Here is a 13883-nt window from a genome sequence, read left to right on the forward strand (position 1 = left end):
CCCCCTTTCATATCATATGTTTAATCGGTGCGAACGACTTGCGATGAATCGGTGTGATGCCGCGCTCGTTCAACGCGTTCAAATGAAGTTCCGTCCCGTATCCGGCGTTGCGTTCGAAACCGTATCCCGGATACGTCGCGGCGAACTCTTCCATCATCTTGTCGCGGACGACTTTGGCGACGACGCTCGCCGCCGCGATCGAGACGCTCAACTCGTCCCCTTTAATGAGCGACGTCTGCGGCAAATCGAGCTCGAGTGTCATCGCGTCAATCAAGAGCGCGTCGGCCCCGTCAAGCTGTCGGACCGCCTCGGTCATCGCGAGCTTCGTCGCTTCATAAATATTGATTTGATCGATCACTTCTGCGTCGACGATTCCGACCCCGACGAATGCCTCGTCGAGGATCCTTGCATATGCTCGTGCCCGTGCCGCTTTCGTCATCTTCTTTGAATCGTTCAGTCCCGGGCTGTAAAAATCGTCCGGCAAGACGACGGCCGCCGCGACGACAGGACCCGCGAGCGGTCCCCGCCCGACCTCGTCGATGCCAGCGACCAACTTGAAGCCTTGCTGTTTCAGCTCGGCCTCATACTGCAGGCGGCGTGTATAGTCGTCCCGCTCGTCCCGCTCCGCGTCAAACCGTCTCTGACGTTGCTGCAGGAGTGCCTGGACGCCCGCGCGCGGGTCATCCTTCAGTTCGGCCCGGACATCGTCCCACTCTTCATATCGGACGGTTTTTAGCCGTTGTTTAATCTCTTGAATCGTCACGATCTGCCTCCTATCCAAAAAAGCCCTGTTTTCACAGGACTTCACGCCATATTATGATCTGCCGGCGTCTCAAGCGAGACACGTCCGATCTTCTCATGACGAAGCTCGTTCAATAATAGTTCGCTCGCTTTTTCGAAATCGACGTAGCCGCCGCTGAGAAGGCCACGTTTTTTCCCGATCAACTCGAGCAGTTCGACCGCGTCTTCCGGCAAGTCGTCGAGTTTAAACCGCTCTTTCAACTGTTCCGGGTAACGGGCGCGCAGTTCACGCGCTGCATACATCGCGATGTCATCAAGGTTTAAAATGTCGTCCTTGATCGCACCCGTAGCAGCTAAGCGATATCCGACCATCTGGTCCTCGAACTTCGGCCACAGAATACCAGGCGTGTCGAGCAGTTCCATCTCGCCGCCTTTCATCTTGATCCATTGCTGCCGTTTCGTCACACCAGGGCGGTCCCCGGTGATGGCGATGTTGCGCCCGGCGAGCCGGTTGATCAGTGTCGACTTCCCGACGTTCGGGATGCCGATGATGAGGGCGCGGATCGGGCCAGGATTACGGCCTTTCTCACGCATGCGGTCGTGCTTGTCTTGCATGAGCTTCTCTGCGCCCGTCATGAGCTGCTTTAAGCCTTTGCTATGCTTCGCATCGACGGCGACGACTTCGATGTCGTCACGCTTCAGGGCGCGCATCCAGGCGTCGGTGACGGCTTGATCGGCCATGTCAGCCTTGTTCAACACGATCAGCCGCGGTTTACCCGCCGTGATCTCATCGACCATCGGATTTCGGCTCGATTGCGGAACACGTGCATCGACGAGTTCGATGACGACGTCAATCAGTTTTAACTTCTCTGTTACTTGTCTTCGCGCCTTGGCCATGTGGCCAGGGAACCATTGAATTGCCAAAAAAACACCACCCTATTCTTCTACCGTCCCGAAGTCACCCATCGGCCAGAACACAAAGTTCGTTTTGCCGACGACGCTTTCTTTCGAGACAAAGCCGATTTCACGGCTGTCTTTCGAGTTTTGTCGGTTATCTCCCATAACGAAGTATGAGCCTTCCGGTACGACCGCTTCACCTGTCACTTGTTCGAGCGTAAAGTTCTCGGTTAGAGGAAAGCCGTTCATTTGGGCTTGAAAATCCTCTAAATACGGTTCTTCGACTGCTTCTCCGTTCAAGTAGAGCGTATCGTCCCGATATTCAAGCGTATCGCCAGGAATGGCGATGACGCGTTTAATATAGTCCTTTGATTCAGTCGCATGAAAGACGATAATATCGCCCCGGTCGAGTTCACCGACGTAGTTAGAGATTTTGCTGACGATCATCCGATCGGCGTTTTGGAGCGTCGGCATCATCGACTCACCTTCGACGATGACAGGTACAAAGATGAACGTCCGGATCACGAACGCGATGACGAGCGCCACTACGATTGCTTTAAGCCAACTGAACACTTCTTTCAAATTGCCTCACTCCTCTGTCCGTTTGAACTTATTGTACTAGAAAAAAAGAAGCTTGTCGCAAGCGACAAGCTTTCCCCATCTTAACGACGGATTTCTTTAATACGTGCTGCTTTACCGCGAAGGTTGCGGAGGTAGTAAAGTTTCGCACGGCGAACTTTACCGTAACGAACGACTTCGATTTGCGCGACACGCGGTGAGTGAAGCGGGAATGCACGCTCAACACCTACGCCGTAAGAAATCTTACGGACTGTGAATGTTTCGCTGATGCCGCCACCTTTACGCTTGATGACTACGCCTTCGAAGATCTGGATACGCTCACGCGTTCCCTCTACGACTTTAACGTGGACACGTACTGTGTCACCAGGACGGAAAGCAGGGACGTCCGATTTGAATTGTTCTTCTGTGATTTCACGGAACAGTTTTTGTGCGTTCATGAATTGATCTCCTTTTTCTTCAATGTTCATATCTTCGTTTGCCTCGGCATCCAATAGCGGAACATCGGTAATCGGTGGGGCTAACCCACATGCTCAAACATAGCATAATTTTATGAATCGCGCAACGATTCGATGAAGTTTTTATCGGCCGGCGACAGATCGATTTGGTCTAACAGTTCCGGTCGACGCCTGAACGTTCGTTCGAGCGAACGCTCGCGGCGCCACGACTCGATTTTGGCGTGATTGCCCGACAGCAGGACGTCCGGGACTTTGAGGCCGCGGAAGTCAGCCGGTCTCGTATAATGCGGATATTCGAGCAGTCCGGTCGAGAACGAGTCGTCCTCGTGGCTCGCTTGATCGCCGAGCACTTCCGGGATGAGGCGAACCGTCGCGTCGATCATGACCATCGCCGCGAGTTCACCACCGGTCATCACGAAGTCTCCAATCGACACTTCGTCTGTCGCGAGTTCGTCGTGGATCCGTTGGTCGAATCCTTCGTAATGTCCGCATAAGAAGATCAAATGCTCTTCGTTCGCCCATTCTTCGGCGACACGTTGATTGAACGGTCGCCCCGTCGGCGTCGTCACGATGACGCGCGGCTTCGACTTTGCGAGCGAATCGAACGCATCAAACATCGGCTGCGGCGTGAGTAGCATCCCGGCGCCGCCTCCGTACGGAGCATCATCGACTTTATGATGTTTGTTCGTCGAGAAGTCACGGAAGTTCGTGAACTGCACTTCGACTTGGCCGAGTGTCCGGGCACGCCCGACGATCGAATGATCAAGCGGGGCGAACATTTCCGGGAACAAGGTCAAGACATCAATTTTCATCGTCGATCATTCCAGGGATCGGCGTGATGATGACACGTTTCGCTTCGACGTCGATGTCTTTGACGACCGACTCGATGTACGGGATGAGCGCATCCGTCTTGCCGGGACGCTTGATGACCCAGACGTCGTTCGCGCCATTGGTCTCAAAGATGTCCTCGACGACACCGATCACTTCTCCGTCGACGACGGCCTCGCATCCGATGATCTCGTGGTAGTAAAATTCATGCTCCGGAAGCTCGTGGACGTTTCCGGCATGGACGTAGAGCGACATCCCTTTGTACTTCTCGACGAGATTGATGTTGTCTAGCCCTTTGAACGTGACGAGATGGAACTGTTTGTGCGGACGATACGTCGTCACTTCGAGCGGCATCTTCTTCCCGTCGACGTCAAGGTAGAGCGTCTCACCAATTTTAAAGCGTTCTTCTGGAAAATCAGTCGCGGCGAGCAACTTCAATTCCCCTTTTAAACCGTGCGTGTTGGCGATTTTGCCTACGTTTAACCAATCCATCATAAAACCTCCTCAAAAAAATAGGCCGACCTCATAAAAGGTCGGCCACAGGGTTACTTCGCGTTTTTCGCGTTGTGGAATTTCTCCATGATCCCTGCTTTAGAGAACAAGTTGCGGACTGTGTCAGATGGCTTCGCGCCGTCTGCCAACCATTTGAGCGCGAGTTCTTCGTTGATGCGAACTTCTGCTTCTGGTTTTGCAACCGGGTTGTAGTGACCGAGTTGTTCGATGAAACGGCCATCACGTGGTGAACGTGAATCTGCTACAACGATCCGGTAAAAAGGTGATTTATTTGCGCCCATGCGCTTGAGACGAATTTTAACTGCCATGGTAATATACCTCCATTATGTGTTTAAGAATTGACAACTTTAATAGTATACTGCTTTTTTGCCTGACTGACAAAAGTTTTCTTAGAAGAATGGAAGGCCGAGACCTTTTTTCTTCCCTTTCATTTGTCCTGACATCTGCTTCATGAGCTTCTTCATGTCATCGAACTGTTTGATGAGACGGTTCACTTCCTGGATGGAACGACCGCTCCCTTTTGCGATCCGCTTGCGACGACTGGCGTTGAGCACTTCAGGATTCGTGCGCTCATGCTTCGTCATCGACCGGATGATTGCCTCGACATGATCGAGTTGCTTCTCGTCGATTTGGACGTTCTTCAACCCTTTCATCTTACCTGCACCAGGTAACATCGAGAGTAATTCATCAATTGGGCCCATGTTTTTCACTTGACCCAATTGCTCGATAAAATCATCGAACGTGAACGATGCATCACGAATTTTGCTTTCAAGCTCTTTCGCGGCATCTTGGTCCATTTGTGACTCCGCTTTTTCGATGAGCGTGAGCACGTCACCCATTCCAAGGATCCGTGACGCCATGCGCTCCGGATAGAAAGGTTCGAGGGCATCCAACTTTTCACCGAGACCGACGAACTTAATCGGCGCTCCCGTGACTGCCTTGATTGAAAGGGCTGCCCCACCACGTGTATCACCGTCGAGTTTTGTCAACACGACGCCGGTAATTCCGAGCAAATCATTAAAGCGATCGGCCACGTTGACCGCATCTTGACCCGTCATCGCATCGACGACGAGGAAGATTTCATTCGGTTTGGCGATCGTTTTCACATTTTCGAGTTCGCCCATGAGCGTCTCGTCGATATGAAGACGACCGGCCGTATCTATCAACACGAAATCGTGATGATTAACTTTGGCGTGCTCGAGCGCTTTTGTGACGATTTCTTCCGGCGTCACTTGATCGCCAAGTGAGAACACCGGTAAATCGAGTTGCTTGCCGAGAGTCTCGAGCTGTTTGATGGCCGCCGGCCGATAAATATCAGCAGCGACGAGAAGCGGACTCCGGTTATGCTTTTTGCGAATCAAGTTCGCGAGCTTTCCGGTCGTCGTCGTCTTACCCGCACCTTGTAATCCGACCATCATGACGACTGTCGGTGGTTTTGAACTAAAGGTGATCGGGACGACGTCACTCCCCATCAAGGTCGTTAATTCTTCATGAACGATCTTGACGACTTGTTGTCCAGGTGTCAACGATTTCATGACGTCTTGGCCGATTGACCGTTCTTTCACGTCGTTGACGAACTGTTTGACCACTTTGAAGTTAACGTCGGCCTCAAGGAGCGCGAGACGAACTTCTCTCATCATCTCTTTGACGTCTGCTTCGGAAATCTTACCTTTCCCCCGCATTTTCGCCAATGTCGATTGCAACCGTTCTGATAATCCTTCAAATGCCATGCTTCAGCCCCCTACTCTAAATTCTCAAGCGCCGAAACCGTCTCCGTCACGTCGGGCATTTGCTCGACTTGACGTCTGAGCGTTTGGAGAAGCAGTTGCCGTTGCTCGAATTTCTCAAACAGCTCCAGCTTTTCTTCATACTGCTCAAGCATTGCTTCGGTACGCTTTATGTTATCGTAGACCGCTTGACGGCTGACTTCAAACTCTTCCGCAATCTCTCCGAGCGAGTAGTCATCTAGGTAATAAAGAGACATGTAGTTGCGCTGTTTCGGCGTGAGAAGCGCTTGATAAAAATCGAATAAGTAGTTCATTCGATTCGTCTTTTCGAGCGACATACCTCTCACCTCCACATGTTAAGTGAAATCCCTTTACAACTAACAATAGTACAGCCGTCCTAACGTCTTGTCAAGTTTTTTTCTTAACAGTGAAAGTTAGGCGAGGTCATCGTTTGTCTGGTTTTTTTCTTCAAATACGTCACCGAATAGTCCGAGGACGAACTGCTCTGGGTCGAACGCCTGTAAATCATCAATTTTTTCACCGAGACCGACGTATTTGACCGGAATATCGAGCTCGTTTCTGATCGCGAGGACGATGCCGCCTTTGGCCGTCCCGTCTAACTTCGTAAGCACGATCCCGCTCACGTTCGTCGCTTCCTGAAACGCCTTCGCTTGAAGCATCGCGTTCTGTCCCGTCGTCGCGTCTAACGCGAGCAAGACTTCGTGCGGACCGTTTGGCACTTCGCGTTCGATGACCCGTTTCACTTTCTCGAGCTCTTTCATCAAGTTGACCTTGTTTTGGAGTCGTCCTGCCGTATCGCAAATCAAGACGTCGACACCGCGTGACTTCGCGGCTTGGACAGCATCAAACACGACCGCGGCCGGATCTGACCCTTCCGCTTGGCGAATGACGGGGACACCGGCACGTTCACCCCATACTTGCAGCTGGTCGATCGCGCCGGCCCGGAACGTATCTCCCGCCGCAAGCATGACCGAACGACCTTCTGCTTTCAACTGATGGGCGAGTTTTCCGATTGTCGTCGTCTTGCCGACACCGTTCACACCGACGAACAAGATGACGGTCAACCCGTCCTGCATGTTCAACTCGCGGTCTGACTCGTCTTCTTGTAGACGTTTCGCCACGACTTCGACGAGGGCGTCGCGGACGGCGGCCGGGTCTTTCAAATTGCGACGCTTCACTTCTTCTTTTAAATCTTCGACGAGGTCCATCGTCGTCGTGACGCCGACGTCCGCCTGGATGAGCAAATCTTCAAGTTCATCGAAGAAGTCCTCATCGACTTCACGGAACCGATAGACGAGGTCGTTGACGGCGCTCGCAAACCCGTCACGTGTTTTCGTCAACCCGTCTGTAAACTTTTGCGACACCTCTTGTGTCGAGGTCGTCAATTTATCTTTTAATTTTTTAAAAAAACTCAAGTCAATTCCTCCATCTCTTCATCTGTCTCGACGACACGTTTCGCTTCTGATAATTCGACCGAAAGTACCTCCGAGACACCGTTTTGTTGCATCGTCACGCCATAGAGCGTGTCGGCCGCCTCCATCGTCCCTTTACGGTGGGTGATGATGACGAACTGTGTATCGATCGACAACGTGCGGACGTATTCACCGAACCGGTGGACGTTCGCCTCGTCGAGCGCTGCTTCGACCTCGTCGAGCACGCAGAACGGGACAGGGCGCGTCTTTAAAATCGCAAATAAGAGCGCGATCGCGGTCAGTGCCCGTTCGCCACCAGACAACAGACTTAACGTCTGTAACTTTTTGCCGGGCGGTTTGGCGACGATATCGATCCCTGTGTTTAATAAATCAGTCGCATCGACGAGTTTAAGGTCGGCCTCGCCGCCTCCGAAAAGTTCTTTGAACGTCTGTTTGAAATGCGTGCGGACGGTCGCATACGTCTCGTTGAACAACCGTGTCACTTCTCGGTCCATTTCGGAGATGACGTCGTACAGGTCCTGTTTCGCATTGACGAGATCGTCTCGCTGTTCAGACAAGAACGTGAACCGTTCATTGACGAGTTCAAACTCTTCGATCGCACTCAAGTTGACAGGTCCAATCTCCTCGATTTGACGGACGAGCAACTTGAACTCTTCTTTCGCCTCGTCGAGCGGGATCGATAATACCGGGAGCAGGTCATAGACGAGTCCACGTTCTTCGAGGGCGTCTAGTTTCCACTGCTGTTTCAACTCGAGTTCATTCGCCTCAGTTTCAAGCTTACGGACGTCGGCCTCGAATTGGCGGCGAACGTCCGTCGCCTGCTGTTCACGCTGTCTGAGGATACGATGTGACTCTTCCTCTGTTTTCAGCGTTTGCGACTGCGCTTCAATTCGCCCTTTCAACACTTTCATCTGCTCCGTCGCCTCGTCATGCTCGATTCGAAGTTCCGCGGATGAGACGATCCGTCCGCTTTCGAGCCGCTCGAGTTCGTGTTTGATTTGATTGAGTCGGGTTGTCTGTTTGTCGACTTCGGCAACGAGCCGTTCGACTTCCGTATTCACCCGATCCAGGTCAAGCGTATGACGTTGCAGGTCGAGCTCGTTTAGACGGATTGCTTCTTGCAATTGCCCCGTCGTCTCCGCGCCTTTCGCCTGCTCCGCACGCAACTGCTCGAGCTCTGTCCGCAGCGACGTCTGCAACACTTCCGTCGCCTCGAGTTCACTTGCGAGGCGCGTCAATTCTGCCGAAGATGTTTCAATCGTATGCGTATAGCGATTCATCTCGTGATCGAACAGTTCGAGTTGTGCTTTCGCGTCCTGGGTCGTCCGCTCTAATTCCCGGAACGAGGTCTCTAACGCCCGGAGCGTCTCTTCCTCTTGCCGTTTCCGTGTTCTGAGCGTGTGGAGCGACTGTTTGAGGCGACTCGTCTCCGCTTCATACTCCGTCACACGAAGCTGCTGTTCGTGCAGCATGGCCAACCCTTGCGTCAATCCTTGTTTCAAATCATCGAGCTCTCTTGACTGGGTGAACAGGGCGACGCCTTGTTTCCGGCTCCCCCCTGTCATCGAACCACCGACGTTGACGATATCGCCGTCGAGCGTGACGATCCGGTAGCGATAGCCCGTCGTCTGAGCGATCCGGTTCGCGACCTCGAGCGTCTTGGCCACGATGACGGCCCCGAGCAAGGACCGTTTCAATTTGTCAAACAAAGGTTCCGTCGTCACGAGATCGGATGCGATGCCGACGAAGCCATCCATCGCCTCGAGACGATGGGCGACCTCGCTCGGGATAAAGCGCTCTTTCACCGTCGTCATCGGGACGAACGTAGCCCGCCCGGCATTAGCCCGGCGCAACTTGTCGATCTCACGGCGGCCGACCGCTTCATCTTCAACGACGACGTGTTGTTGCGTTTGACCGAGTGCCGTCTCGATGGCGGCCTCATATGATGGGAGCACTTGAATCAGCTCTGCAACCGCTCCGAGCACACCGCTCGCACGGTCTTTCAATACGAATTTGACGGCATGGAAATACCCTTCATATGATTGCTTCATCCGCTCTAACATGTCGATCCGGTCTTCGGTCTTTTGACGGCGCCGGTCGAGGTCATGATACGATTGTTCGGCTCGCGACAACTTTTCTCGGAGCGCGACTTCCTTAGCGACCAATGCCTCTTCTTCGGCCAGCAGTTCCTGCCAAGCCGTACGTACCGCTTCAAGACGATCTCGGTTTGCATCGAGCGAGGCGGTCTGTTCGGTTCGAACATCAAGCCGGTCCTTGTTCTCACGCAGGAGACGTGCTTTCGCTTCCTCTGCCTGTTCGATGTCACGTCGTTCCCGTTTCTGTTGGTTGCTGAGCGTGGCTCGTGTCGTTGCTAGTTCGAACGCTTCACTTTGAAGCTGTTCGATCTCCGCGTTGAAATCGCGAGTCGCCGCCGTAAGCTTCCGCGCGAGCTCGTCACGTGTCACCTCAACGGTCTGCAACGCTTCTGACTTCAAGTCTTTGTCCGTTTGAGCGACCGACAATCGCGACTGCAATTGCTCTGTCTCTTCGACCAACTCCGCGCGTTGGCGCTCGAGTCGTTCTTTCGTCTCTGCCCCATGCTCTTCTCGCGCTTTGGCGAGTTTAATATCTCCCGAGAGCCGTTCGAGCTCAGTCGCTTGAAGACGCTCATCCTGATGGAGCGTCTCGAGGACGGCACGATGCTCGGTCAATGTTTCCTCGAGCGCGGCCCGTTCGGTGACGAGCGCGTTCAGCGCCGCTTCTTGGTTGCGTAACTGTTCTTCTGCTGCCGTCTGTTGTGTTGTGGCGAAAGTGATTTTCGCCTTGAGCTCGGTGATCTCGGCACCGAGAATCCCGGTCTCGAGGTCGTCATGCCGCGCCTTGGCGACTTGGAACTCTCGAGCGAGTGCCGCTTGTTCACGAAGCGGTTCGACCCGATCGGCAAGTTCATATAAGATATCGTCGACGCGCGACAAGTTCAGCTCTGTGTCTTGCAACTTTCGTTCCGCTTGTTTTTTGCGTTGGCGGTACTTCAGCACGCCGGCCGCTTCTTCAATGACGGCGCGGCGATCTTCCGGTTTACCCGAGATGACTTGTTCGACCCGTCCTTGCCCGATGATCGCAAACGCATCACGGGACAAACCCGTATCCATGAACAAGTCGATGACGTCTTTCAGGCGGCACGGCTTTTTATTCATGAAATAGTCGCTGTCGCCACTGCGCGTCACGCGTCTCGTCACGCTCACTTCTTCATACGGCAGGCGCAAGTGCGCATCGCTATTATCTAAAACGAGCGTCACTTCGGCGACGTTGCGGTGGTTCTCGCCTTCGCTACCGGCAAAGATGACATCTTCCATTTTCGCCCCACGGAGCGATTTGGCCGACTGTTCGCCTAGTACCCAGCGAACAGCGTCCGATATATTTGATTTCCCGCTCCCGTTCGGTCCAACCACGGCTGTCACACCGGGACGGAAATCTAGTTCAATCCGCTTGGCAAACGATTTAAAGCCAGCGAGTTCGATTCGTTTTAAGTGCATCGTGACCATCCTATCCTAAGTAAGCATTCATTCGTTTATTTTACCACAGTTGCTAGTTCGTCAAAATGCTAGAATCATGCTATTCTAAAAAGAACTGTAGAAAGGGGTACTACACATGACGAATGAACAAATGATCGAGGAAATCCTCGATAAAATGAACATCATCAACCGCGGTGCGATCAAGGCGGAAGAATATAACAAAGCCGATGCATCGGCCGTGAAAGAGATTTACGACTACGTGATGAACCGGTCATCACTCTCGATCTCTGAAGTCGACGGTCTCGTCGAGGAACTTGGCCAATTGACGTAACCAAAAGGAGTGGACCCGCGCGGGTCCACTCCTTTTTTTTATAGGCCGGCGTATCGCCGATTGAATTCGATCAACGCTTCTTTAGCCGCGATCTGCTCGGCTTCTTTCTTCGAACGACCGATCCCTTCGCCGACGATATCGTCACTGAGACGAGCGTGGGAGACGAATTCACGGCTATGGGCCGGACCGCGTTCTTCGATGATCGTATACGTGACCGGGCCGAGCCCTTCGCGCTGTACACTCTCTTGAAGTTGACTCTTATAATCGGTCTGCTCTTCAAACACACCGGCTAAGACTTTCGGAAAAACCGCTTCGGCGAGGAACTGTTCTACTGGTTCGATCCCTTGGTCAAGGTAGAGGGCGGCGATGTATGATTCGAACACATCGGCGAGTAACGCGGGACGTTTCCGTCCGCCTGTCAGCTCTTCCCCTTTTCCAAGCAAGATAAAATCAGAGAAAGCGTAGGCTTCGGCAAAGTTCACGAGCGACGGCTCACAAACGATTGCCGCCCGTAACTTCGTTAATTCCCCCTCGGAGCGCTCCGGATACGTCTCATATAAAAACCGGGACACTGTCAACTCGAGCACCGCGTCTCCTAAAAACTCTAACCGTTCATTGTCTTTTTTCAAACCGCGTTGTTCATTGACATATGATGAATGGGTGAACGCCTGCATTAACAGTTCTTGGTTCGTAAACTTCACACCAAGTCGTTCCTCGAGTGACGTGAACTTCTCCACGATGCGTGCTCGCTCCACTTCATTTCGTCGGCGTCTTTGCGCCGACCCTTGACGGTCGAACCGTCGCTTATCCTTTGTCATAAGTCCCTCCGTGTATAAGCACAAGCCCACCGCTCATTATGAGCGGTGGGAGGCTTGATTACAATTTTGTTTCGATGTAAGACACGACGTCGCCCACAGTTGCAAGCTTCTCGGCATCTTCGTCTTCGATTGTGATATCGAACTTGTCTTCAAGGTCCATGACCATTTCCATCACTTCGAGCGAGTCCGCACCGAGGTCGTCTTTAAATGATTTTTCGGCTGTGATTTCAGAAACGTCTTTCCCGAGTTTCTCTGCTACTGCTGCTTGTACGTCTACTAAGATTTGTTCTTTTGTCATGATAAAATCCCTCCAAAGTAAATTATATTAAATGTACTACAATTGGTAAAGTTCTGTTTTTACGCCATCGTCATGCCGCCGTCGACGGCGATCGTCTGCCCGGTCACGTAAGCGGCCTCGCTTGACGCGAGAAACGAGACGATGCTCGCCACGTCTTCGACTTGGCCGAAGCGATTGAACGGAATTTGTCCGAGCGTCGCTTCGCGCTGCGCGTCTGTCAACGCACCGGTCATGTCGGTCTCGATAAAGCCTGGACAGACCGCGTTCACCGTCACGTGACGGGCCGCGAGCTCGCGCGCCACCGATTTCGTGAGTCCGATGAGTCCAGCTTTCGCTGCCGCATAGTTCGCTTGTCCGGCGTTCCCCGTGATTCCGACGACCGAGGCGATGTTGATGATGCGCCCTGATTTCGACTTGAGGAGCGGACGCGTCGCCGCTTGCGACGTCAAGAACGCGCCTTTCAAGTTCGTCGCGAGCACATCGTCAAAGTCGGTCTCTTTCATGCGCATGAGCAGACCGTCTCGTGTGATCCCGGCGTTGTTGACGAGGCAATCCAAACGGCCGAACGTATCGACTGCCGTCTTGACGAGTGCTTTCACATCGTCAGCGTTCGAGACGTCCGCTTTGACGGCGATCGCCTCGCTGCCCGCCGCTTCAATGGCTGCAACGACTGCTTTTGCTTGCTCGACACTACCCGAGTAATTGACGACGACTCGAAAGCCGTCTTCCCCTAAACGCTTCGCGATGGCGGCCCCGATACCCCGGGACGCACCCGTCACGATTGCTACTTGGTCATGCACGCACTTCTCCCCCTAACGCTGCAACCTCTTCTAACGTCGTCACTTGTTTAAGTGTTACGTTTTTATCGATTCGTTTGATGAGCCCGGACAACGGTGACGTCGAACCGAACTCGATGAACGTATCGACCCCCTCAGCAATCGCTTTCCGGACACAGTCCTCAAACCGGACCGAGGCGTACAGTTGCTCGGTGAGAAGCGCTTTTAGTTTCTCGGCGTCAGTATGGACCGCCGCGTCGACGTTCGAAATGATCCCAATCGTCGCATCTTTGAACGGTGACGATGCGAGCACATCTTTAAACCGTGTCGCAGCAGGCATCATATACGAGCTATGAAACGCGCCTGACACGTCTAGCGGCAACACGCGTTTCGCCCCAGCCTGTTTTAAGTCTGTCTCTGCTTGTTTGACCGCGTCGACGTGACCCGAAATGACGAACTGGCCCGGACAGTTGTAATTGGCGATTTGTACAAGGTTTCCGCTGGCACTGATCTTCTCGGTCAAGTGGAACGCTTCTGCGACATCGGTCATGCCGATGACCGCTGCCATCGTTCCGTCCTTCACCTCGGACATGAGCTTACCGCGCTCACGTACGAGCACACACGCTTCTTCGAGATCGATGACGCCCGCGACGACGAGTGCCGCATACTCACCGACACTATGGCCAATCACGACGTCCGGTTTGGCACCGGTCTTCCCGTGTGCGAGCGCGAGCAGCGCCGCGTGCGCCACGATGGCAGGTTGTGCGACTTCCGTTTGTTGAAGCTCTTCTTTTGATCCGGCCGCCATGACGTCGAGTAAATCAAATCCGAGTCGACGATCGATCGCTTGCATCTGTTCAGGATCGTCTAAGAACGTTTGACCCATACCGACTGTTTGTGACCCTTGGCCGGGAAATATCCACGCTTCTCTCATGTACTCACCTTCTTTAC

General features: G+C 53.2%; 16 protein-coding genes. 1 reads left to right on the forward strand and 15 read right to left on the reverse strand.

Annotation, left to right across the window (positions count from 1 at the left end):
* Nucleotides 1–7: 7 nt before the first annotated feature.
* The 11 genes from EVJ23_RS08420 to smc all read right to left on the reverse strand — a co-directional run bounded on the left by EVJ23_RS08420 (nucleotide 8) and on the right by smc (nucleotide 10730).
* The gene (locus EVJ23_RS08420) at nucleotides 8–763 is read right to left on the reverse strand and encodes a ribonuclease HII (RefSeq protein ID WP_236633735.1); all 756 of its coding nucleotides are present in this window, start codon (nucleotides 761–763) and stop codon (nucleotides 8–10) included.
* A 41-nt stretch (nucleotides 764–804) separates the two neighbouring features.
* Nucleotides 805–1665 (reverse strand): ribosome biogenesis GTPase YlqF, encoded by an 861-nt coding sequence (gene ylqF / locus EVJ23_RS08425; protein WP_131440287.1) that lies wholly within the window; start codon nucleotides 1663–1665, stop codon nucleotides 805–807.
* A gap of 12 nt (nucleotides 1666–1677) precedes the next feature.
* Nucleotides 1678–2220: a signal peptidase I gene (gene lepB, locus EVJ23_RS08430; protein WP_016508241.1), complete on the reverse strand. Its 543-nt coding sequence runs from the start codon at nucleotides 2218–2220 to the stop codon at nucleotides 1678–1680.
* A gap of 80 nt (nucleotides 2221–2300) precedes the next feature.
* Nucleotides 2301–2654: a 50S ribosomal protein L19 gene (gene rplS, locus EVJ23_RS08435; protein ID WP_070327950.1), complete on the reverse strand. Its 354-nt coding sequence runs from the start codon at nucleotides 2652–2654 to the stop codon at nucleotides 2301–2303.
* Nucleotides 2655–2764: 110 nt separating this feature from the next.
* A complete protein-coding gene (gene trmD, locus EVJ23_RS08440; protein ID WP_131465296.1) occupies nucleotides 2765–3484 on the reverse strand; it encodes a tRNA (guanosine(37)-N1)-methyltransferase TrmD in 720 nt (239 codons plus the stop codon).
* The gene (gene rimM / locus EVJ23_RS08445; protein ID WP_070327511.1) at nucleotides 3474–3992 is read right to left on the reverse strand and encodes a ribosome maturation factor RimM; all 519 of its coding nucleotides are present in this window, start codon (nucleotides 3990–3992) and stop codon (nucleotides 3474–3476) included. Before rimM ends, trmD begins: the two co-directional genes overlap by 11 nt.
* Nucleotides 3993–4045: 53 nt before the next feature.
* Complete coding sequence (gene rpsP / locus EVJ23_RS08450) at nucleotides 4046–4321, reverse strand: 30S ribosomal protein S16 (RefSeq protein ID WP_021067098.1); 276 nt, start codon at nucleotides 4319–4321, stop codon at nucleotides 4046–4048.
* An 81-nt stretch (nucleotides 4322–4402) separates the two neighbouring features.
* Complete coding sequence (ffh, locus tag EVJ23_RS08455) at nucleotides 4403–5743, reverse strand: signal recognition particle protein (RefSeq protein ID WP_070327512.1); 1341 nt, start codon at nucleotides 5741–5743, stop codon at nucleotides 4403–4405.
* A gap of 11 nt (nucleotides 5744–5754) precedes the next feature.
* Nucleotides 5755–6078 carry a putative DNA-binding protein gene (locus tag EVJ23_RS08460; RefSeq protein WP_070327513.1) on the reverse strand — a complete coding sequence of 108 codons (324 nt, stop codon included), beginning with the start codon at nucleotides 6076–6078 and terminating at the stop codon, nucleotides 5755–5757.
* A gap of 96 nt (nucleotides 6079–6174) precedes the next feature.
* Nucleotides 6175–7176, reverse strand: a complete 1002-nt coding sequence (gene ftsY / locus EVJ23_RS08465) for a signal recognition particle-docking protein FtsY (RefSeq protein WP_131465298.1) — start codon at nucleotides 7174–7176, stop codon at nucleotides 6175–6177.
* Nucleotides 7173–10730, reverse strand: a complete 3558-nt coding sequence (smc, locus tag EVJ23_RS08470) for a chromosome segregation protein SMC (protein WP_236633736.1) — start codon at nucleotides 10728–10730, stop codon at nucleotides 7173–7175. The genes ftsY and smc overlap by 4 nt, the downstream gene beginning before the upstream one ends.
* A 115-nt stretch (nucleotides 10731–10845) precedes the next feature.
* Here smc and EVJ23_RS08475 point away from each other — a divergent pair, with 115 nt between their 5' ends.
* Nucleotides 10846–11040, forward strand: a complete 195-nt coding sequence (locus tag EVJ23_RS08475) for a DUF1128 family protein (protein WP_016509709.1) — start codon at nucleotides 10846–10848, stop codon at nucleotides 11038–11040.
* Nucleotides 11041–11078: 38 nt separating this feature from the next.
* Here EVJ23_RS08475 and rnc read toward each other — a convergent pair whose 3' ends face one another.
* The 4 genes from rnc to fabD form a co-directional block, all read right to left on the reverse strand.
* Complete coding sequence (gene rnc, locus EVJ23_RS08480; protein WP_070327951.1) at nucleotides 11079–11795, reverse strand: ribonuclease III; 717 nt, start codon at nucleotides 11793–11795, stop codon at nucleotides 11079–11081.
* A gap of 121 nt (nucleotides 11796–11916) precedes the next feature.
* On the reverse strand, nucleotides 11917–12156 hold the full coding sequence (gene acpP, locus EVJ23_RS08485) for an acyl carrier protein (RefSeq protein WP_016509693.1): 240 nt from the start codon (nucleotides 12154–12156) through the stop codon (nucleotides 11917–11919).
* A 59-nt stretch (nucleotides 12157–12215) separates the two neighbouring features.
* The gene (gene fabG / locus EVJ23_RS08490) at nucleotides 12216–12956 is read right to left on the reverse strand and encodes a 3-oxoacyl-[acyl-carrier-protein] reductase (protein ID WP_070327516.1); all 741 of its coding nucleotides are present in this window, start codon (nucleotides 12954–12956) and stop codon (nucleotides 12216–12218) included.
* Nucleotides 12949–13866, reverse strand: coding sequence for an ACP S-malonyltransferase (gene fabD, locus EVJ23_RS08495; RefSeq protein WP_070327517.1), 918 nt, complete (start codon nucleotides 13864–13866; stop codon nucleotides 12949–12951). The genes fabG and fabD overlap by 8 nt, the downstream gene beginning before the upstream one ends.
* Nucleotides 13867–13883: the final 17 nt, after the last annotated feature.

The sequence above is a fragment of the Exiguobacterium sp. SH1S1 genome (genome assembly GCF_004337245.1).
Lineage (GTDB): Bacteria > Bacillota > Bacilli > Exiguobacteriales > Exiguobacteriaceae > Exiguobacterium > Exiguobacterium aurantiacum_A.